The 21124-nt window shown below is 59.4% G+C and carries 14 protein-coding genes; 1 reads left to right on the top strand and 13 read right to left on the bottom strand.

Translation table 11 applies throughout. The features are described 5' to 3' along the window. Positions 1–130 precede the first annotated feature (130 nt). From ACSSVG_RS19930 to ACSSVG_RS19910, 5 genes are all read right to left on the bottom strand, one after another. Entirely contained in the window at positions 131–1951 is a 1821-nt protein-coding gene (locus ACSSVG_RS19930; RefSeq protein WP_492415952.1) for a zinc-ribbon domain-containing protein, read from the bottom strand. A 172-nt stretch (positions 1952–2123) separates the two neighbouring features. Beyond that, the gene (locus ACSSVG_RS19925) at positions 2124–3209 is read right to left on the bottom strand and encodes an ATP-binding protein (RefSeq protein WP_231338637.1); all 1086 of its coding nucleotides are present in this window, start codon (positions 3207–3209) and stop codon (positions 2124–2126) included. Continuing rightward, a complete protein-coding gene (locus tag ACSSVG_RS19920; protein WP_492415950.1) occupies positions 3210–5225 on the bottom strand; it encodes a transposase in 2016 nt (671 codons plus the stop codon). Continuing rightward, positions 5218–5982, bottom strand: coding sequence for a TnsA-like heteromeric transposase endonuclease subunit (locus ACSSVG_RS19915; protein WP_492415948.1), 765 nt, complete (start codon positions 5980–5982; stop codon positions 5218–5220). Before ACSSVG_RS19915 ends, ACSSVG_RS19920 begins: the two co-directional genes overlap by 8 nt. 910 nt (positions 5983–6892) lie before the next feature. After that, a complete protein-coding gene (locus tag ACSSVG_RS19910) occupies positions 6893–9142 on the bottom strand; it encodes a hypothetical protein (RefSeq protein WP_231338641.1) in 2250 nt (749 codons plus the stop codon). A gap of 146 nt (positions 9143–9288) precedes the next feature. On the opposite strand from ACSSVG_RS19910, the gene ACSSVG_RS19905 reads away from it, so the two are divergent. Further along, positions 9289–9612, top strand: a complete 324-nt coding sequence (locus tag ACSSVG_RS19905) for a hypothetical protein (protein ID WP_231338642.1) — start codon at positions 9289–9291, stop codon at positions 9610–9612. A 121-nt stretch (positions 9613–9733) separates the two neighbouring features. Here the strand turns inward: ACSSVG_RS19905 and ACSSVG_RS19900 are convergent, their stop codons facing one another. From ACSSVG_RS19900 to nrdH, 8 genes are all read right to left on the bottom strand, one after another. Next, positions 9734–10327, bottom strand: a complete 594-nt coding sequence (locus ACSSVG_RS19900; RefSeq protein ID WP_231338643.1) for a hypothetical protein — start codon at positions 10325–10327, stop codon at positions 9734–9736. Next, positions 10324–11823: a hypothetical protein gene (locus ACSSVG_RS19895; RefSeq protein ID WP_231338644.1), complete on the bottom strand. Its 1500-nt coding sequence runs from the start codon at positions 11821–11823 to the stop codon at positions 10324–10326. Before ACSSVG_RS19895 ends, ACSSVG_RS19900 begins: the two co-directional genes overlap by 4 nt. Further along, positions 11823–13292 (bottom strand): hypothetical protein, encoded by a 1470-nt coding sequence (locus ACSSVG_RS19890; RefSeq protein ID WP_231338645.1) that lies wholly within the window; start codon positions 13290–13292, stop codon positions 11823–11825. The genes ACSSVG_RS19895 and ACSSVG_RS19890 overlap by 1 nt, the downstream gene beginning before the upstream one ends. A gap of 317 nt (positions 13293–13609) precedes the next feature. After that, entirely contained in the window at positions 13610–16381 is a 2772-nt protein-coding gene (locus tag ACSSVG_RS19885; protein WP_231338646.1) for a DEAD/DEAH box helicase, read from the bottom strand. A gap of 575 nt (positions 16382–16956) precedes the next feature. Next, on the bottom strand, positions 16957–17931 hold the full coding sequence (nrdF, locus tag ACSSVG_RS19880; protein ID WP_011775019.1) for a class 1b ribonucleoside-diphosphate reductase subunit beta: 975 nt from the start codon (positions 17929–17931) through the stop codon (positions 16957–16959). Positions 17932–18052: 121 nt separating this feature from the next. Beyond that, a complete protein-coding gene (nrdE, locus tag ACSSVG_RS19875; RefSeq protein ID WP_231338666.1) occupies positions 18053–20173 on the bottom strand; it encodes a class 1b ribonucleoside-diphosphate reductase subunit alpha in 2121 nt (706 codons plus the stop codon). A gap of 32 nt (positions 20174–20205) precedes the next feature. Continuing rightward, positions 20206–20676 (bottom strand): class Ib ribonucleoside-diphosphate reductase assembly flavoprotein NrdI, encoded by a 471-nt coding sequence (nrdI, locus tag ACSSVG_RS19870; RefSeq protein WP_231338647.1) that lies wholly within the window; start codon positions 20674–20676, stop codon positions 20206–20208. Positions 20677–20738: 62 nt separating this feature from the next. Then, on the bottom strand, positions 20739–20981 hold the full coding sequence (nrdH, locus tag ACSSVG_RS19865) for a glutaredoxin-like protein NrdH (protein WP_011775022.1): 243 nt from the start codon (positions 20979–20981) through the stop codon (positions 20739–20741). Positions 20982–21124: the final 143 nt, after the last annotated feature.

Here is a 21124-nt window from a genome sequence, read left to right as displayed (position 1 = left end):
TCATGTTCACTATAGGTGTGAAGCTCCCCGGTATCGACGGATCCTCTCGTATGCCTGCCAGCCATCACCCGCAGCCTTTCTCCAGGACTGATTCGTCTTCGCCTGTCCTCTTCATAAGAGTCCTGCGGCACTACCTGGGAGTCAAGGCTGGATCGGCCGGTTCGGTCTCGGCTGATCGCCTCCGATCCGGTGGGCAGGCTGTACACCCCCCGGCGCGAAGCCTGTTGCGGAACATCATGTGCTGATCATGGCCGTAACTGCATGTCCACCACCAAAGTCTGCTGCCCGGTAGGACATCCTCCGCCGAAAGGCCCCCGTTCCGTGCACTGTTCCAATCTTTGGCGAGGGCCGGATACTGGGTTGCGAGGTCGTTGAAGCCTACGAGCAGCTTCCTTTTCGAGCAGTACGGGCACCCTGCTTTCTTGTATCCGGTCCTGTTCACGGGGAAGGCGTCGTACGAGTGCCCCCGGGGGCACCTCCAATACACGCTCTTTTCACTTCCTGCCGATACTGCCTCTGGTGTGAGTTCTCCGTTGAGTTCCTTATCCCACTGGGCTGCCAGCTTCGGATGGGTGGTGGCCAGGTCGTTGATCCCAGGCATCACTGTACGTCCACTGCAGACCGGGCATCCTTGGCCGGACTTTCGTTTGCTGATTGGCTTGTAGTACGTGTGCCCCTCCGGGCACAACCAGGCAAACCTGCCTTTCTGGCCCCCTATGAACTGGTCCGGCGTCAGCCCATTGTTCAGCTCGGGATGCCATTCCGCTGCTAACCCGGGATGCGTGGTTGCTAAGTCGTTGACCCCAGGCTGTAGGAGGAAGTTGGCGCAGACAGGGCATCCGGACCCATTTCGTGTCCGGTTGACGATGATAGCCACAAACCTATGGCCTACAGGGCACATCCATGCGGCACGCTTGTTGCTGCCGGGGATCACGGTTTCGGGTCCTCGGCCTTCGTTGCCGGGGGTGTCCCACTGAAGTGCAAGGTATGGGTGTGTGTCGGCCAAAGTGTTGTACCCAGGCAAAGGCGTCTGACCGCTGCAGATCGAGCAGAGCGCACCGCCGGAACTTATGGACTGAACAATCTTGCCTCGGGAACGCTCGATGACGTGCCCTTCTTTGCAGATGATGAGAGTTGCCGTTCCCTTGGGGAGGTCACCTGATTTCGCAGCCCTATTGCCCGGTACAGCATAAGTTTCGACCCAGGATTCCAGTTCGTTTTGTCGTGCACCCTGTCGGAGATACCGGCCGAAGGGTTCCAAGGGGCGGATCACCTGGCTGGCGAGGGCTGGGTCGCAGCTCGGGGAGATGATGGGTGCGAACTCATTTCCGGGGAAGGCCCCCAGCATAGAATCCCGTACGGCTAGGAACGTCGGTCGGAGCAGCAGCCAGACTCCGTCTACCGTGGCCGGTCGTACCTGAGGGATCAGCGTGGTGATCGACTCAGTCAGCTGGCGGTATGCCTCCGCGAAGGTTTGTCGTGGATCCAGTAGCGGTTCCAGAGCGGTATTGTCCGTGAGGAATTGCAGGAGCTTAACGACCTCAGTGTAGTTCGACGGAGTGACGATGTGCTCGGTGGCCCTTCCATGCGAGGTGTCCACGATGCCGATGATCGCTATGATCAAAGTGAGGTTGGTCCGGCCTTGGCTCACCAGATCGCGATATGTGCCCTCAGACGTGAGGATTTCTTTACTTATAGATACAGATGACCATCGACCAGGAGCCATGGGTACTTTCCGCTGGCCGGCCAGCGGCCCCGGTTCCGGGCCCGTCCATTTATGGTGGACAAGGCAGCAGTTTCTCTGCATATGGGGAAGCGTTTCGACCAGTTCGTGGTTGGCACAGTCCGCGCACAGCAGTCGAATGCCCGTACCGGGTATGGCGTATAAACGTTCTTCAGCAGCGAACCACCCGTTCTCAATACCGCATAGTTGAGCGGCTATGAGAGTCACTGCGTCAATATCGTCATGGTTGGGCCGGGTCGCCTGGGACCGGGCTGCGGTCGAGCCCGCAACTGAGTGCAGGCCGCCGTTCCCCAATCCCAAGGCACCCTCCAGGCGCCTGCTGAAACTGCGTGAGGTTTCCAATGGGTAGGGGCTAAGCCGCATGGGCCCTGGCAGCTGCCTATGCTGCATGAGGTTTCCTTGATGAGAGTTTAGCCCTGGCTTTGGCGGCCGCGCGGGTGCGCAAAAGTGTTGCCTCTCCCGCTTCGGCCCGCAGATCCCGCAGGGCTTCACTCATCAGTTCGCGGCTCAAGCGTTCGTTCTCCGGATCATCAGCATCGATCACCCTGAACGCTGACTGCACAAGGATGCTCTGAAGCGTGCCGATATTGCCGCCGCTTCGCTCGTGCAACCATTCGGCCTCCACCAGGAGCGACTTCGGTTCGTGATTGAACAGTGGGAGTGCTTTGGAGAAGCCCATGACCACGCTTCTCCATGACCTACGTTGCTCCGGCGTCGCGTAACCATAAACCTGCATGGAGACCCTGCTGAAACGTCGGGAAACTTGATCGCCCCGTTCACCGGCAAGCAAACCGCCGCGGTCCAGATGGATTCCGGCATATACGAAGGTAGCCGGGCAGTCGTTGGACAGGTCTTTGAGCGTGTCTACGCTTTGCCCGTTCACTTGACTGATTCTGGAAAGGTTGTGGAGTTCGTCCACGACGATCACTTGTGTTCTGCATTGCCTGACGGCCGAAACCACCATTTTCCGCAGTGCGTTCAGTGAGGTGCGTTCGGCGTAAGGGAGTGCATAGAAGTCGGCGAACCGTTGCATGACGCCCTTCGGGGTTGAACTCGGTGGCACTTCGACGTAGGCGACTGGGATTGCCCCGTCAGCAACATACTCCGGGCATTGGCGATTGAATTCCGCGTAGACGTACCTCATCAACGCTATGCAGGCGGTTGTCTTGCCTACCGACGAAGGCCCGGTGACCATGACACCACGCCGGCCTGCAGGGGCGGCGTGATTCTGTGCCATGGCCATTTCGGTGGCTCGGATCAGATCGTCCAGTTGCGGTGTCTCGATGGTGATTTCTCCGCTGAGAAGACGTTTACGGCGTGCGTTGAAGGACCCAATGCCGATGGTGTCCAGAACCCGATACTCTTCGATGTCGGGCATCTGGAAAGGCTCATAGTCCGCGGAAACCAACCGGGTCAGGGCCTCCCAGGTGTTCAAAGTAACTGTGGTGTTGTCTGTGAACTGCATTTACCTGCTGCCCTTCATAGGGTTGAATACGCTGTACTCTTCATACGATTCGTCATCGAGGATGTCGACGTCGGGGACAACTACCAAAGGAGTCGTCGCCCGCGGAAATTGTTTGCTCGATCGTTCAGCCAACACTTGTTCCATGGCTTCTGCCGCGTCACGCCGGGCCTTGCCGATCTTTGCGTTCTGCGTTTGGGCGATCATCTCGACGGTGGCCTCAGTGCTTTCCTGGTCTCCCAAGACCCCGAATGCTTCGGTAATTTGCCGGGCAGAACGTCGGATGGAGGCTGAGAAGGGCTTCTCGAAGGCGTCCTTGTTCATCCATCGGCATTCCATCCACTCCCCCGTCTCGGGGTGGCGGACCCACACCGCGGCCGGGTTGTGGGGGTTGTAATGGATCACCCATTTTCCTCCGGTGTCGGAACGTCCCGACGGTTGCAGCCGGTAAGGACCCAGTTCGGGCGAGTCGTAGCGTCTGTAGTCGACGTTGATCCCGTCCGCCTGGATAGTCCGTTCCAGAGTGGGAAGCAGGGCAATGTAGTCCTCCGGCGAGAGGGGCACCGGCACGAAACCTGTCATATCAAACATCGCCATGTACATGCTGTTGGGTGAATGAATGACCCTCGGATCCAACGGATCCCTGAGCGCCTCATGGGTCATGTTTTGCCAGACCACGCTGACCCAGCGATCAAAAAGTTCCGCCAAGGTGTAGATGTCCAGAAGGTCTTCCTTTTCGACTGCCGCGCCGCGTCGGTCAACGCTGCCGCCCGTGTTTCCCGGCAGGTACTGAACGAACTTCGTTTTGATCGTGTGGAACGCCCGTTCGACGTTTGGTTTGTCTGTAGGTGTATGGATGGCGGAGCGGGTGATGTCCACGCCAAAGGTTTCACAGGCGGACATGAACGTACTTGAGAGATAATCCTTGCCGTTGTCCGTCATGATGCGTTGCGGCTTGATGAAGGGACGGGTCAGGTCATAAGCGGCCACCTCATCAAGGCTGAGGTGCCTGGCCCACGGCATGGCCTTCAGTTCGGTCTCGTTGGGCAACGCTCCACCACCAGGGCGGGCGGGCCTGGGAACCAGGCATTGGGCCAACATGAAGGCAAGGTCGACACCTTTCACGCCTCGCACGTTGACGCTGGTCGCGATGATGCTTTGCGTTGCCTTGCACAGCATGATCGTGAGTTTTGCCCTCACTGGCCTGCCGTCGATGCCCCGTGCCAGTACATCGAATGGCGAGGAATCGATCTGGACTTCGTGGCCGGGACTGATAGCCGGCCGGGCGCTGAACATGCGCTTGGGTGCGTTGTCGGCACTCCTGCGGTTCGCCGCGCTACCGGCGGTGTATTTGCCTTTGGTGAGAACGCCTATGTGGCGCCGCAGGGACCTGTCCGAGGGGATCGGAATTTCCTCTCCCGGATATTTGCGCAAAAGCTCAGCCTTCGCCTCGTGGATGAGCCGAATACCGGTGCCCGTGGAGCGGTTGGTGGCTTTGGTGATTGCTGCAACCAAGGCATCCCGGACCCGGATGTCCAAGTTCCCAAGAGGTACATCCTTTCGTGATTGTCGTCCGTCGACCAAGCCTGCCGGCCCGGATTGCCGGTATAGATCCACCCACCGCCGGATGGTTCTCTCCGAAACCGGATGGCCGAGGCGGGACAGTTCTACCGCTTTGCGCCGCTGGCGCTCCAACAAGCCGACGTGCTCAGGGTCATACTCCTCCCGGCAGGTCTCTTCCCCATGGGGCTTACCGTAGATGACCTCCTCGATATGTCGGGCCATGGTTCTGGTGCCTTCGGCCACCTCCGCAGGCAGGGAATCGAAACTTCTGGGGCCTGGACGGTCAGGCCCCAGCACGGGCGGCAGCGCCAGCAGGCGCGGCACCGCGGAGACGTGGATCATGTTCAGTTCCTGACTGCGCAGGTTTCGCAGGCGCAGCGTTCCACCTGCCATGGACTCAACCAGATAGTCTCCATCGGCAAGTTCAAGGGTGTCGCCGATGCGGAAATCAGCCACTTTGGTACCTTCTTAGTTCTGTGCCCCACGACAATGGGACGGTGTTGTCGTAGGCGATCTCGCGCGCCCACAGGAGATGAAAAATCGCCGGCATGCCCTTCGAGGGCTCACCGGGATTCAGCAGAGCACTGACGTCGTCCAAGGACCGGGGCTGGATCAGTATCTCGTGTATGCGCTCTGATATGTCCTCGCTGGGCCGGACCCACGGGTGACGGTATCCGGCAATCCATTCGAGATTGTGCCGTTGGACGCCCTCGAGCCCATGCAATATTTCGTAGCCCCACCCAACCCGTTCACAGAGTTGGGCTGTCTTCTGGAACTGTCCGACCGTCGTTTCATCAACCAACGACAATGGCCGCACGTCATACATCACTCTCACTCCCGAGTCATGGAGAGCGAAGTAGTCCGGGTAGTGCCGCGTACCGTCAGCGAACTGAATCAGTGCTGGCTGTGCCGCGATGGCAACCAGGCTGCTCTGATGATCCAGGTTCATGAGGGCGCTGTACTCGGACATGGACTCGTACCAGACGTGCGACCGGGTACCGGCGCACCAGTAAAGGCCGTGATAGTTCCTTTGATGCCTGTAACGATGTCCGACCCTGGCCGGCATCGCCAGATGCAAGTCCATTGGCGTACAGGCACCGGAGGCCTTTCTGCTGCGGATCTCCCCGGAAGAATCAATCCAGGAGATCACGTCCTCCCCGTTTTCGAACCCCAGAGTGCTCAAAGCCTCGTGATTCGTGGCTTTCTTGTTCATGTACCGTTCCTCCTTCACGGATTCCTATGCGGTTCCGGAATTCACGGGTGGCGCCGTTTGGCGGACGGCCGGGATTAGCTCAATTGGTGGTTCTGAGGCACGGGAAATATCCGTGGGGCTTCCGGCTCGTGACCGGGCACCTGGGCGGCGCGGCACGCCGGAGAGCGGGCAGGGAATCAGGGCAGCAAACAGCACGCCGAAGTTGCTGCATCCTTGAACAAGTTCATGAGACCAAGAACTTGAAGAGGACGCAGGCGTTGAGGCGTTCATCCCCCGGGGCCGGTGCAGTTTCCTTCGAACTGGTCGAATGCATCCCGAATTTAGGGTCGCATCTTCCGCTTACGACACCGGAGGAGATACGTCCTGTGCCGTGCGGGACTTAGGCAACCTTGAGAGAAGTGCCATCGTGTGATTCCTTTCGCCGCAAGGCACAGGAAAGTTTGGACACGATTGAAGGTTTGCTCATGAGTGTTAGATGGGCTTACTGCGCCGTTGTCCGAGCTCCTGGTCCCTGGTTCCTGTCATGAGACCGGTTCTAAAGCCGAAGGATCTGCAAATCCACTAATCCGGCCGGGCCGGTCCGGGAAAACTTACCCCGTCCCTCCAGAGTGATCCAAGGCGCGGGGCACGTCAACGGTCTTGTCAATTTCCTTGACGTTCGAGCCGTGGCCGCCTACTCTGGCCGGGTCGGAGCGCATGTAGATCATGCATCCCGCGTCGGCATCCTGTTATGAACAGTTGCTGTGGCTGCAACCACGCAACAGCGATAGAAGGGCCACGGTAAAATCGTGGCCCTTTGTCCACCCCCAGGATGGCGGATCGTTGTGCGGTGGACGGCGCGGGTTGGGTATACAGCCATGGTTGTGCCGCTGATATGCTCTGCAGACCTCGACCATGCACCCCGGGCGCTTCAGCACATGCCGACCTGCACCAAGGTTTCGTATTCGCGATCCTCGATCAGAGTGTGTCCGTTCTCCAGACTTTTCATCCGCACCTGGCCGCCTTTCGTCACTGTGTCGACATGGAAGGTCGAGATGGTGCGGCACAGTGGACAGTCTCTAACGACCAGGTATGGACGCAGCAGGTGCCAGTGGCCCTCCGGATCAACGACGTAGAGGCTGTCACGCTCGATCTCATTGGAAGCCACCGATGTCGTCTGGGACTTGACGACCCAATGATCGCCTACCATTTCCCGGAAGGTTATGATCGCCTCACGGGCATAGGAGTCCCAGGACGTACCTGTCACGTGCAGCAGTGGCATGTCCACCAAGAACCTCGCCGCATGGGCCAGGGTGCGCAGGTCCCCGAGAGCGGTCTGTATCTCGTCGCGTACTTCGACGGCCTCAACCCTGCGGTTGTGTGCTTCATCATTCCTTCGTGCGTTCAGTCTCACGCGAGCGGCTTCAACCCCGGGTAGACGGAACATGCCTCGGATTTCTGCAAGGGCACCCTGCGATTGAGCAAAATGCTTCGACGTAGTCTCCTGAAGTACTGCCGCCCAATCCCCCATGCCTGGACCGGACCCTGCCTTGAACTTGCGCTGGATCGCGGCCTTCGCCTTCACCTCAATGTTCGACGCTTGAGCCAGAACCAGCGTCAGTTGGGCTAGGAGCGCCAGTAAGGATTCTGTGGTGTCCAGGATCGAGGTGTACCCCTCCTGAGGTGTTGCCGCGCCAGAAAGGGCCGCTTCCATGACCCTCCATCTGTGCGCTACCGGGTAAGGAAATGCACGGCGGACAGCGAAGTCGGGGTCATCAAGGTTGCGGGCTTCACGACTTCGCGAGCGGACGCTGCGCCCAGCTTCGATGATGCGGGGTCTCGCTTTTTCGACGGATGGATAATCGAAGATCGAATCGATGACCGCCCCGGCTTCGTCGGCCCACTCAAGAAAGTTACTTTGGGCATCCCGAAGATTTTGCAAGGCAGCCAAAATCTCCTCATCAGCGACCGGCACAACCATTTCATCAAAGCCCCTGCCGAGCCGGATTTCAGGGTTCATTTTCAGGTACACACGTCTGGCTGCCGGAGATCGAAGGTACCGCAGGGAGAAATCAATGATTTCGGGGGCAACGGATTCACGCGGCCGGAGAACGACCATGGTAGGCCCGGCAACGGCTGGCCCATCGCAAGGCGAGTGGGCGACCACGGTGAAGCCCTTGCCGTTGGATCTGGGCGTAAAGCCGGGGGTGAGGAAGTCTCCCGGTTCCAGCAACTGCCCCGGGTCCACGGTTGCCCATTGTGGGCGATCCCGATCCGATTGCAATGGGCTTTCCGTAATGTCGCGGCTCCAAATGATGCGCGCTGCTCCTGGAGTATCCGCCCGACAAAAATCTTGATCCCGGAATCTTATGCGACGGATCTCAAAGAGGTCCTTCAGCGCGACAGTCCGTCCGAAGTTGGCAAGGTCAGTCCGCGTCGCCTGCAGCTTCGGGTCCCGCAACCCATGGGTGAGAATATCTCCGGCCTCAAACCCTCCCCTGAGAACGTAGCCGAAATCCGTGTAGCCACCGGCCATACGCTGCAGTCGGGCAAAATCGGCGATGACGCTGGAGGGGTCAGTGTCATTCGGGTGGCCGGGTTCGAAGAACCGCGTGCTCCCGTCGGCGAAGGCTTCCGGCCTGAGCCCAAGGAGGACACATTCAAATCGCGCGGCGACGCCGGGGATCGCGCCCTGCAGCACAACAACGTCGGTGATGCTCCATTTCGCCATAAGCCCGGCCCGGAAGGCGCGGTATCGTTCGGTCCTCACCGCGACGACCGGCAGCAACACAAACAAGTGCACGTCCGACTGCGGAACGGATACTGCCAAAGGAATTTGTTCTTCCCAGCCCGGAGGTTCGGGTTCCACCGGCGCCCCGTCACGAATGAGAACCCTTCTGCGTTTGGACCCGGGCGGCAGCCCCCAGGGCGGCACCATCAAAACGAGATGTCGGTCGCTGAGCAAGTCTTGTGTAATCGCTGGCATGGCCGCAGGGTCAACGAGCTGATGATCCCAGGATTGGGGCATCCCCGAAGCCGATGCCGTTACTGGAGGTGCCGACTCGGAACGTACAGCCACGACCTCACGGGCCGCTTGCTTTGGTCCGGCGGCAAGCATATTCACCAGAGCCACAACGAGTCCATCATCGTTCAAGCAGGCCTGCGCATCATCAGCGCCCATATCCTCTGCATCCCTCCTGTCCCGCCGTCAGGGCATAACCAACTAAGTTTATGTGGCGCGCACAAGCAGACAGGACCGCGGGGGACGACAAAGCCGGCTTCGTCGCTGCGATGCTTTTGCCTTGTAATGACCGCTAAGCTCAAGGCATGACTCAGGAGCTGAGCAATGATGACTTGGGCCGATTCCTGATAAGCACAGCAACGGGCAGCCAATACGTTCTTGACCTGACGGGCAGGACAATGGAAAGGCACGGCTCCGTCAACGCCCCAATTCCGGAGTTCCAGGTCGTGGAACTGACGCAATTGCGGCGCGATGGCGACGTGCTCGACCTGCTCATGGTTGTATCCTGCATCGTTGGCGAGTCAGCTCAGTTCTGGATACAAATCCGTGAAGATCACGTGCCAACTCTGCGAACGACTTCGCCTGTAGTCAGCATCGAGGCCTTGCCGCCAGTGACAAGCGAGGACTAACTTACGCTCCCGTCCGGCTGTGGATCTGGGTCCATCACCGGGGCTGAACTAACGCGCATTAGTCATTCTTCTGTTCCACGGCTGGGCGACGATGCACCCCGGTTCAGGCTGAGCAACCAGTTCATTCCAGAGTGATCCGGATCCAGGCAGTATCGCGGCGAGGTCGGATGTCGTTCCCGCCGGCGTTGTCGAGCTTCCCTGCCTCGATGAGCCGCTCCGTGAAGGCCAAATAGTCACCGTAGTTGAGCCGGTCCCTAACGACTGGCTCAAGTCGGTTGTAGAGCACTTCGGGATGCAAAGCGAACCCTTCGAGCCCGGCAGCGGCCTTTTGAAGGGGAATGAAGAGTTCCCGGTCCTGTCGGTTCAAGCGCACCTGTTTAAGGTCCACCAGAAGGGGTAGGACCGCGGGAAGAAGCTCCAGCGGTATCTGATCGGCCCCAGCAACGAACAGGCCGGCACCCACGACAGCTGATGTGACGAACGTACGCACGACGGACGTGCCAAGATTTATCCGCCAGCCTCCGGGTCGCATGTGGAGTTCCCCGGCGCTGTTGTCGGCAGCGCCTACCAGGATGTCTTCGCAAATGTCCGCCATGTAGTTGTCGGCTTTGATGCCGAGCGGCGCGAGCACATCTGAGCTAAGCCATTCGCGGCCGAACTCTTCAGGAATGTCCCGTTCCGAGAAATAGTCATACAGGTTAACGGTGGTCGTCATCGGGTGTCTCCTGCGGCGAAGGAAAAGAGTCGTTCTTCAAGAAGGATATGGGCAGCAGAGAATCGGACCAGCGGCAGGTCCCCTAGCGTGTCGTCATGCCGGGCCCTCCCCACCGTGCTCTGGGATTCGTTGAGCCACAGCAACAGTCCGGAACTGTACAGCCGGCTCACCGGAGAGATGTAAATGCGCGATGAGCTGGCGCCGTCTTCGATCTGGAACACCAGCAGACGAACCATCCCGACCCTGGTCTCGATCCCAACCATCGCATATCTCACCGTCAAGGCAGTCTCCCGCAACCACCCCTGCAGGTTCACGGACGGGCGTAGATCGCACAGAACGGAGGCCTGTTCTCGTCCGAGGAGCGGCTTCCAGTACTGCTGGATGGTCTCCTGGGCCAGGGAGGACATGGCAATGCTGACAACCACGGCCCCGGCGCCGGAAATCGCGGCTGGGCTCTGGTCCGTCACGTCGAGGATTTCGACGGTGCCATCTTCACGTACGCGGCGCAGAACAGCCACGTGGGGTGCCTCGCTGAGGGAACCACCGTTCAGCTGATACTGCACGAGCAGGCGCTGCCGGGGGCGGATAGCGAGAAAAAGGTGCCTGCGGTCACCGTCCCCGGCGAGAAGTTCAGCGGGCGGTGTGCCCGCGGGCAGAACAACTGCAGGCAGTGGGTCCTCAAGGACCAGCGTCTCCGATTCGACGGACATCAACGCAATCAACGAAGACGGCACGTCGGCAGGGTTCTCAGGAAGCCCTATAGCCTCGCGAAGCGAATCCACGTGTGGAAGGTGCCCATCGTAAGGCAGCGTCGGGCAACCCGAAGACTCAAGGAGCGCGCGGCACCATTCATAGGCTGCCCGGTTGAGCTCACCCCACCCCGGGTCGCTCTCATCTGCGAAACGCTCCGGGCTCATGTCGACAGCATCGCCGACCCAGCCCTCCAATGGTCCCCAGCCATGCTGGGAAAGCGCACGCTCCAGGCGTTGCAGTCTGACATCTGGCCGCATGGTGTGATCAAGCATGCCCGCCGTGAGCGTCGAAGGGTCCTCAGCAGCAAGAAGTCCAGTAAGGGCGGCCGGTTGCATACAAGCGCGGGCGACCGCTTGAGTAGCGTGCATGGCCAGATATGGGCCATGCAGGGCTTGCACGCGCCTTTGAGAACGGACCAGGTGCAGTGCATAGATGGGAAACGCTTGCCTCAGAGTTTCGACTCCCCATCCGGCAGGAATCGTGGACATCCAGGTGGCGTATTCTTCATGTACTCGGGCGGAACCGCGCTGCAGCGCCATGGCCTGCGCGAGAGCCTGCTCCTTTTGATCTCGTGTTGCCCGTTCCTGGAGCAGAGCCACTGTGCAGCCGTAAATAGTCGTCATTTGAAGCCTGTCGTGCATCGCTTCGTGCATTGAAGCAACGAGTACGTCCGCTGCCTCTGCGTCGTCACCGACCTCGATGCGCCAGCCGCGGTGATGGTACAGACCGGAAACCTGTCGCATCAGGTGGACGCCGTGCCGTTGAAGCGCAGCGATGACTCCGTGCCGAGCACTGAAGCGGATACAGCGGACAGTACCGACATCCACTCGGACCAGTCGGCGTCGTCCATGATGAGGCGCTCACCGAGAAGGTCCGCGAGCTGTCCGGCAAGAAGTTGGATGGTGAGGTCGTCGGCGATGGCCAGGATGACGTGGGGGTGGCCGTCCACGTGGAGAATGAGGGCTTTTACGGTGGGGTCGGCGACCCCCATGTATGCCCCATAGACCCTCTCGTCAGCACCGAGCAAACGGCCGGCACCGATAGTTCCCAGGAATCCTGTGTCCAGCAGCACCACCGTTGGACGGGGGTTCAGTACGGGCAACCACACTTTCTGCCACCCGCCCTGGGCGAAACAGCTGGCTGTGATGCAGTTCGCGATGAGGTATTCTTCCGGCCAAGCCTCTGCCAGTTCTCGGTAGGCATTCGTGCTTGGAATCGTCGCATTCAGTATGAGGTCCTGCCCAGCGTGATCTACGAGCAAGCGCACCGCAAAGATCGGCGTCCGTTGGTCCTCGTGGTCGACAGGGTCGGCAGCCAAGAACGTGAACGCTTCGGATAGCTGCACCGGCATACGCCCATGAATCAGCAAGAACGCTACCGGACCTGCTGCGCTCAGACCCATCACATCAGCACTGTCCACGTCAGTGCCGACCTCGGCAAGAGCCGATGACCACGGCTCCTCGCGAAGTCGCAGCTCCGTCGCACTGAGGATACGCTGCACAGATTCGGCATCACTGAGCGCCTGCTCACCCGCGTCCTGGGTGAGAGACATGGGGATGCCGCGACTGGTAGCCGCGTGAACAAGTTGCCCAACCCCGGCCAGGTGGTCGTTGGCCGGGACGTGGGCCAAATCGCGCAGCCGGGGGGTTGAGGATACGACGCTGTTGATAAACGTTTCCTCCCAGGTTTTCCACGCAGCCTCGAGCAGGTCATCGCTCGCCTCGAGAGTCAGCGCATCGATTGGTTGTCCATAGGTGCGGAGAAATCCTGCGTCTGCCGCGTTCACCGCGTCAATGATGGTTTCCGGGCGAACACAGCCGAAGCGGCGAAAGCGCTGGTCGGGGTGCCACGCGGATGGGATGTCAGCCAGCCTCACTCTGCGAGGGTACAGATCAGATACGAGCGCCAGCACCGGAGGGCTCATGCAGAATCGGGCGACGGCAGTGGCGGCTATCTCTTTCCGGTGCCCTTGGGGTACATGCGTGAGGAGTCGCTCCATGCGCACCATCAAGGGACGGTAGATGGGATACGCTTCTAAAACCTCTTCGACGTTCTCGTGGCGTAGCCCGGCATATGAGGCTGACATGAAGCTGGCGAATGCTTCATGGATGACGCTGCAGCTTCCCACGAGCTGCGCGAGAAGGGCAGTGTCCCAACCGGGGTGTTCGGCGGTGAAATGGATGAGTGATCCCCACGCCGTGTCGTCGTTCAATCCTTTGTGGTGGATCTCATGAAGGACCGTAAGGTGATGCTGTGCGGTGACGCTTCCTTTCAGACTCAGCGTGTAGCCGCCCGGGAGATACCGCCCGGACGACTCCCCGTTCGTGCCCTGAAACAGCAGACAACAATTCGCATCATCAGCGCTGATGGGCCCGGAATCGGCCGCCCCAAATTCGTCCTCAGGCAATGGAGCTAATTCGCTGACAACCGGTTGGTCTGGAGGCTGGGTGTGATCCACGGCATCATTTTCGCACGCGAGCAGCTTAGAACGGGCTCTCAATCACTGTGGTGGATTCCTGGAGAGTCGACTTACTTGTTCGGCGGAGAATCTTGCGGGCTGGTTGCTGGCGCCTTGGGATCTGCGCTGGGACTTGCGCCGGCCTTTTTCTTGTGGATGCCCTTTTCACTTCCGGACTCGGCCTTAGCCTCGGCGGGAGTCGACTCTTGGACGTTGTCCGGAGTCACTTCCGCCTTCGTCCCACCTGAGACCGACTCCATCGAAAAATACTTGAGAGGATGCCTCATGTAGTGCGCAATCCACTGACTCGGTAGGCACCCTTCTTGCTTTAGAGCTTGCAACACTGTCAGGACTTCTACTCCGTCACCCATCGCCCGGGCAGTGGTCCACGCCTTTTCCAACCGGGCCAGCAGAGTTGAAGGCTCATGGAGCGGCAACATGAATACGTCCTCGCCCGCGACGGCCATGGCGCCCGCATCGGCACTCGTTTGAGGGGTGACGTAGCAGATGAAGGACGACTCGGGGGCCTCTTCCGTACGTTTGGTGGCGGTAAAGGTCAGATGAGAACTAGCCTCCCGGGAGTAGCGGGCGGGAACCTTTCCTCCCGGCTTTGCTTCGCTCTTCGCCTCCCAGGCTACCCACAGCAGGTCCCCGAAGATCCATACAGCATCGGGTGCTGCTTGCTCTCCATTGTTGCCGAACGACTCGCTTGCACCGGCCAGCATTCCCAAGGTGACTAGACCGCCCTCGAAAGGCTTGTAGCTGTTTTGGTTGAGCCCCCGCACGGCCTGGTCCAGCTGATCCCGGGTTTCTCGCCCCCACGTCTTCGCCTTGATCCTGTCTACAATCTGGGCGGCGGCGAAGCGGTCCAGTTCGTCGTAGGATTCGACGGACACCCCGTCCTGGTCTTCCGGGTCGAGGTGCCTGAACCAAGTTGTCCCGCGGGCGTGCTCCCGCACGTTGGCGAAATGCTTAACCGCGGCCCGATGCAGTGAGCGTTCAGAGTCTCCTCGCTGATCGGCCAGCATCTGAGTCCAACTGCAGGCCAGCAGGAACCATAGCGCAGCGTAGCGTCCGGTTTTCGGGTTACGGGCCAGTTCATCCAGCACCGCGCGTGCCTGCCGCAGCGCGCTCTCAAGATCCCCTGACCACAAGGCGTCCATTGCCTGCACTTCGTAGGAGGCGGCACTGGCCAATTCAGCAGTTCCGTGGGGACTGACACGTTTCTTCATCAGGCGGTCAGTCGCGATTTGAGCGTTGACGGCGGACCAGGCTTCGCTCTGTGCCAGGAAGGCAGCCATGTTCTCGTTGACGTCTGCGATGTCACGGCCAAGGCTCTCCTCGCGGCCAAACTCTATTTCAGCCTGGATTTCTTCCCGGAACGCCTGCAAGACCTCAGGGCGGTACATGAAGTTCGTCAACTCAGTGCCGAGAACGACTACGGTAGAAAAATCGTGTTGATTCCTCGTGGCCCGGCCCATGCCCTGCACCAGCCGGGTCCTGATCCGTTCCTGAAGGACGTTCTGGGCGCCGAGTGAGTTGTATTGGAACTTCTCCTGCAAATCGCTTTGAGTGGGGAGGCCGGACAAAATGACCAGCCGGCATGCTTCGTTGGGGAGATCGACCCCGTCGTAGCGGTTTGCGAGATCAAGGATCGACTTCTCATCGTTCGTGAAGATTGCCATGTCATTCTCGACGGTGTGCCCGCTCAGACGTGTAAAACCTTCAGGAATTGATTTTTCGAGCACGTTTGAAGATTCAGTTGCGCTGGGAGTAAGAAGTGCCGTACGGCCATGGACTTCGACAGTCTGCTTCACCCACGGAGCGAGAAGGTCTGGGTCATCATTCAACTCATTGGTGACAGCCGGGAACACAAAGAACCTTCGGCCCGTGCCTTCTTTGTCCCAACCCCGCGGGATGGGCATCCTGGCGATGTCCGGGACTCCGAAAGAACGCTCAAGCTCGCCCCCCTCCCCCAATGTTGCGCTCATGAAGATCCGGCGCTGGGGCGAACTGAAAGCATCGTGTGTTGCTGTGGGGCAGATAAGAGGTCGAATCTCCAACTTTGAGTGGGATGCGTAGACCATGCAAAGTCCAAGGTTGCCCCCGATCATGGACGTTCTGTATCCGCGGTCCTTGTTCCCATCCGCCGCGATGGCAGCCTGCAGCTGGGGCTGAGCCGCGAGGACAGCTCGGGGTGAGACCAGGTAGACGCTGCCGTCGTTCCGGAGGCTGGATCCGTCGTCGCGGAGGCTTTCGACCGTCGCGGAGTCCAGACCGGCAGAGAGCGCAGTCAGTAAGGTGAAGTAAAGGGATTCTGACCGCGGAACTGAGACGGTCCAGGCGGACGAGACATAGCTGGCGCCGGCGTGGGCGTCATCGAAAATCAACGTGCCGGTGTCCCGGATTTTCGGGTATGCGTTGAAGACGTGGCTATAGGTGGCGACCGCAACAGACTGGGCACTGGTGAACTTTGCCCGGTCCGCCGGCGGCCAGCCCGACGATTTTCCGGTCAGGTCTACGGCGGAGATACCGTAGGACACCAGTTTCTCGTGGGCTTGCTTGGCCAATTGCCGGGTTGGGCAAAGATATGCCACCGGCTTATGCTCTTCCCGCCTGATCCACTCCGCGATCAAGCCGCCCACCAAGGTCTTCCCAGCACCGGTGGGAAGCTCCAGAGCAACATTTTCGTGGCCCCGGAAGTGTTCGTGCCAGCCGAGGAGAAGTTCCTGCTGATGTCCCCAAAGATAGGCCGGACCTGCATTGGTCTTGGCGATCTGCCTGTAGAGAGCCTCCGGGTCGGCTGCCGCTACTGACTGAATTTTCGTAGTCCTAAAAGCCACGGTCCTGTCCCCCTGCTAAGAGCCGCCGACTGACCTAGCAGGAGAGCATCTTCCGTGACCCCGGAAGCCTAGACTCTAGGCGCGCGCATCTGTCAGCGCGACGGACAAAATTTGATGATAAAGGGACACCAACGCATCTGTTGTCCCCGGTGCTTCTACACGCAATGCCGGCTTGACTGCGGAACGCAAACCAACCCCTGCAGGCCGCGGAGTTCCACGCCGACCTATACGGATGAACGTGGAACCAACAGCTGTAGCACCCTGGAACATGTCACGTGGCCGAGCAACCTCTAGGAGCCAACCCTGAACGCCGCACACACAGCGCACCGCACGGGGCCATGCTCCATCATTTCCTCAGCCCTCATGTTCCAACACCAGTCGGGGTGCCCCCGTCAGAGAGTGACAGGGGCACCAAAACATACGGACCGATCGACGGGAGCTTAGGAGAAATGGCCAACTAAATTGTCCATAGGACTCGAAAGCGGCCAAATAGCCTGTCCGTTGGCCACCTTGTCTGGCCATTGGCCACCTAAGTTGTCATAATGGCCAACTAGCCTGTCATCTCACAATGACTACTAGAACTCCCAGTCCTCATCTTCCGTGTTGACAGCCTTGCCAATCACGTAGGAGGAGCCCGAACCGGAGAAGAAGTCGTGGTTCTCGTCGGCGTTCGGGGACAGAGCCGACAGGATGGCCGGGTTTACGTCGGTGACGGACGCCGGGAACATGGCCTCGTAGCCGAGGTTCATGAGGGCCTTGTTGGCGTTGTAGTGCAGGAACTTCTTGACGTCCTCGGCCAGGCCTACTCCGTCGTAGAGGTCGTGCGTGTATTGGACTTCGTTTTCGTACAGCTCGAAGAGCAGCTCGAACGTGTAGTCCTTGATTTCCTGCTTGCGGGCCTCGGAAACCTTCTCCAAGCCCTTCTGGAACTTGTAGCCGATGTAGTAGCCGTGCACTGCCTCGTCGCGGATGATGAGGCGAATGAGGTCAGCCGTGTTCGTGAGCTTGGCGCGGGAAGACCAGTACATGGGCAGGTAGAAGCCCGAGTAGAACAGGAAGCTTTCCAGCAAGGTGGAGGCAACCTTGCGCTTCAGGGGATCGTCGCCCTGGTAGTAATCCATGACGATCTGGGCTTTCTTCTGCAGGTTCTCGTTCTCGAGGGACCAGCGGAAGGCGTCGTCAATCTCCTTGGTGGAGCACAGGGTGGAGAAGATGGACGAGTAGGACTTGGCGTGCACCGACTCCATGAAGGCGATGTTGGTGTACACAGCTTCTTCGTGCGGGGTAATCGCGTCCGGGATCAACGAAACGGCGCCGACGGTGCCCTGGATGGTGTCCAGCAGGGTGAGGCCGGTGAAAACGCGCATGGTGAGCTGCTGCTCATCAGGCGTCAGCGTGTGCCACGACTGGACGTCGTTGGACAGCGGCACCTTCTCCGGGAGCCAGAAGTTGTTGACCAGCCGGTTCCAGACTTCCACGTCCTTGTCGTCCTGGATCTTGTTCCAGTTGATGGCCTCGACGTGTGTCAGCAGCTTGACCTTTTCGGTCATTTCATCCCCTTAAGCGATGGTTTTCTTGAGATAAGCCTACGACGGCGGGTGGAAACCCGCCGTCGTGCTCTTTAGTTTTGAGTACGGCCGGGGCCGCAATTAATCAACCAATAGAGGCTGATTACAACATGCAACTGACGCAGCCTTCCACCTCCGTGCCCTCCAGCGCGAGCTGGCGGAGACGGATGTAGTAGAGAGTCTTGATGCCCTTGCGCCATGCGTAGATCTGCGCCTTGTTGATGTCGCGCGTGGTGGCGGTGTCTTTGAAGAACAGCGTCAGGGACAGGCCCTGGTCCACGTGCTGCGTGGCAGCGGCGTAGGTGTCGATGATCTTCTCGTAGCCGATTTCGTAGGCATCCTGGTAGTACTCCAGGTTGTCGTTGGTCAGGTACGGAGCCGGGTAGTAGACGCGGCCGATCTTGCCTTCCTTGCGGATTTCGATCTTGGCGGCCACCGGGTGGATGGAAGACGTGGAGTTGTTGATGTAGCTGATGGAACCGGTGGGCGGTACGGCCTGCAGGTTCTGGTTGTAGATGCCGTGCTCCATGACCGAAGCCTTCAGCTCGCGCCAGTCATCCTGGGTGGGGATGTGGTGGCCGGCGAAGAGCTCCTGAACGCGCTCCGTTTCCGGAACCCATTCCTGCTCGGTGTACTTGTCGAAGAACTCGCCGGAAGCGTAGGTGGACTTCTCGAAGCCGCCGAACGTCTGGCCGGTCTCGATAGCGAGGCGGTTGGAGGCGCGCAGCGCGTGGAACAGCACCGTGTAGAAGTAGATGTTGGTGAAGTCCAGGCCCTCTTCGGAACCGTAGTGGACGTGCTCGCGGGCAAGGTAACCGTGGAGGTTCATCTGGCCGAGGCCGATCGCGTGGCTCTGGGCGTTGCCCTGGGCGATGGACGGCACCGAGTTGATGTAGGACATGTCGGATACAGCGCTGAGGGCGCGGATGGACGTCTCAATGGAGCGACCAAAGTCTGGCGAATCCATGGTCTTGGCAATGTTCATGGAACCGAGGTTGCAGGAAATGTCCTTACCCACGGTCTCGTAGCTGAGGTCTTCCGCGTAGATGGACGGCGAGGAGACCTGCAGGATCTCAGAGCAAAGGTTGCTCATGGTGATCTTGCCGTCGATCGGGTTGGCTCGGTTCACGGTGTCCTCGAACATGATGTACGGGTAACCGGACTCGAACTGGATCTCCGCAAGGGTCTGGAAGAACTCGCGGGCACTGATCTTGGTCTTCTTGATCCGGGAATCGTCAACCATCTCGTAGTACTTCTCGGTCACCGAAATATCGGAGAACGGAACACCGTAGACCTTCTCGACGTCGTACGGGGAGAAGAGGTACATGTCCTCGTTCTTCTTGGCGAGTTCGAACGTGATGTCCGGGACCACAACGCCCAAGGAGAGGGTCTTGATACGGATCTTCTCGTCGGCGTTCTCGCGCTTGGTGTCCAGGAAGCGGTGGATGTCCGGGTGGTGGGCGTGCAGGTATACGGCGCCTGCACCCTGGCGGGCACCGAGCTGGTTGGCGTAGGAGAAGCTGTCTTCGAGGAGCTTCATGACGGGGATGACGCCGGAGGACTGGTTCTCGATCTGCTTGATCGGGGCGCCGTGCTCACGGATGTTGGTGAGCGAAAGGGCCACACCGCCGCCGCGCTTTGAGAGCTGCAGCGCGGAGTTGATGGCGCGGGCAATCGACTCCATGTTGTCCTCGATGCGGAGCAGGAAGCAGGAGACGAGTTCGCCACGCTGTGCCTTGCCGGCGTTGAGGAACGTAGGGGTTGCCGGCTGGAATCGGCCATCGATGATTTCGTCGACCAAACGGTTGGCAAGGTCTTCGTTGCCACGGGCAAGGTGGAGGGCAACCATGCAGACGCGGTCTTCGTACCGCTCCAGGAAGCGCTTGCCATCAAAAGTCTTCAGCGTGTAGGACGTGTAGAACTTGAAGGCGCCGAGGAAGGTCTCAAAACGGAACTTCTTCTTGTACGCGCGGTTGAAGAGGTCGCGGATGAAGTTCATCGTGTACTGGTCAAGGGTTTCGCGCTCGTAGTACTGGTTCTTCACCAGGTAGTCGAGCTTCTCTTCCAGGTCGTGGAAGAACACCGTGTTGTTGTTCACGTGCTGCAGGAAGTACTGGTGCGCAGCTTCACGGTCAGCTTCGAACTGGATCTCGCCGTTGGGTCCGTACAGGTTCAGCATGGCGTTGAGCTCGTGATAGCCCAGGCCCTTGAAAGCCTCAGGCAGCGGCTTCTTGACCGTGTCCACAGCGCCCCCGGTTACTTCTGTTTCTGCGACAGTTGTGTCCAAAACTTTTCCAGCCCTTCGTTGACCCGCTGAACGTCTTCCGGCGTCCCCATGAGTTCAAATTTGTAAAGATGCGGCACCTTGCACTTGACGGAGATGATGTCCCCCGCTGCGCAGTAGTTGTCCGCGAAATTGGTATTCCCCGCTCCGATAACACCGCGGATCAGTTCCCTGTTCCCGGGATCGTTGAGAAATCTGATGACTTGCTTCGGCACGGAACCTTCGCCGTTTGTTCCACCGTAGGTAGGCAGTACAAGGACGAAAGGTTCGAGGGCTTGAAGCGGAGCATCCTGGGCGTAGAGCGGGATGCGTGCTGCATCCGTACCCAGTTTCTGGACGAATCGTTTGGTGTTTTCGGAGGTCGAGGAAAAGTAGATGAGGTGACTCCTCGTGGTCACAGCTTCCGCAGCATCGCGTACGGGTGCCGCTGCCAGCGGTGCCATGGGAGTCACCTCGACTACATAGGAATTCTTAGTGTGTTGTGGTGGCGAAGTTTGAATGAAACTTAGGCCACGGAGGAAACGGCCTGGGCCAGTTCCTCGATCTTGTCCGGGCGGAAACCAGACCAGTGGTCCTGCTCGGTGACGACAACCGGAGCCTGCATGTAACCCAGCGCCTTGAGGCGCTCAAGGGCCTCGGCATCCTGGGAGATGTCGACACTCTGGTAGGCAATGCCCTTCTTGTCGAGTGCCCGGTAGGTTGCGTTGCACTGAACACAGGCCGGCTTCGTGTAAACCGTTACGGTCATGATCCCTGTCCCCTTAGTTGAAGTCTGTCGCTCTTCGTATCTGGCGGGCTCAACCGGAACTAGCTACTGAATCCGATACCGGCCCGCGGGCTGCCGTGACAGCCAACACGCTCTGATTTTGTCTTGTGCTGGTTTCCCGCTCA

This window comes from Paenarthrobacter sp. E2MeOHC11 (genome assembly GCF_058744955.1).
Note: the sequence above shows the minus strand (reverse complement) of the source record. Positions and strands in the feature narration are given on the sequence as shown.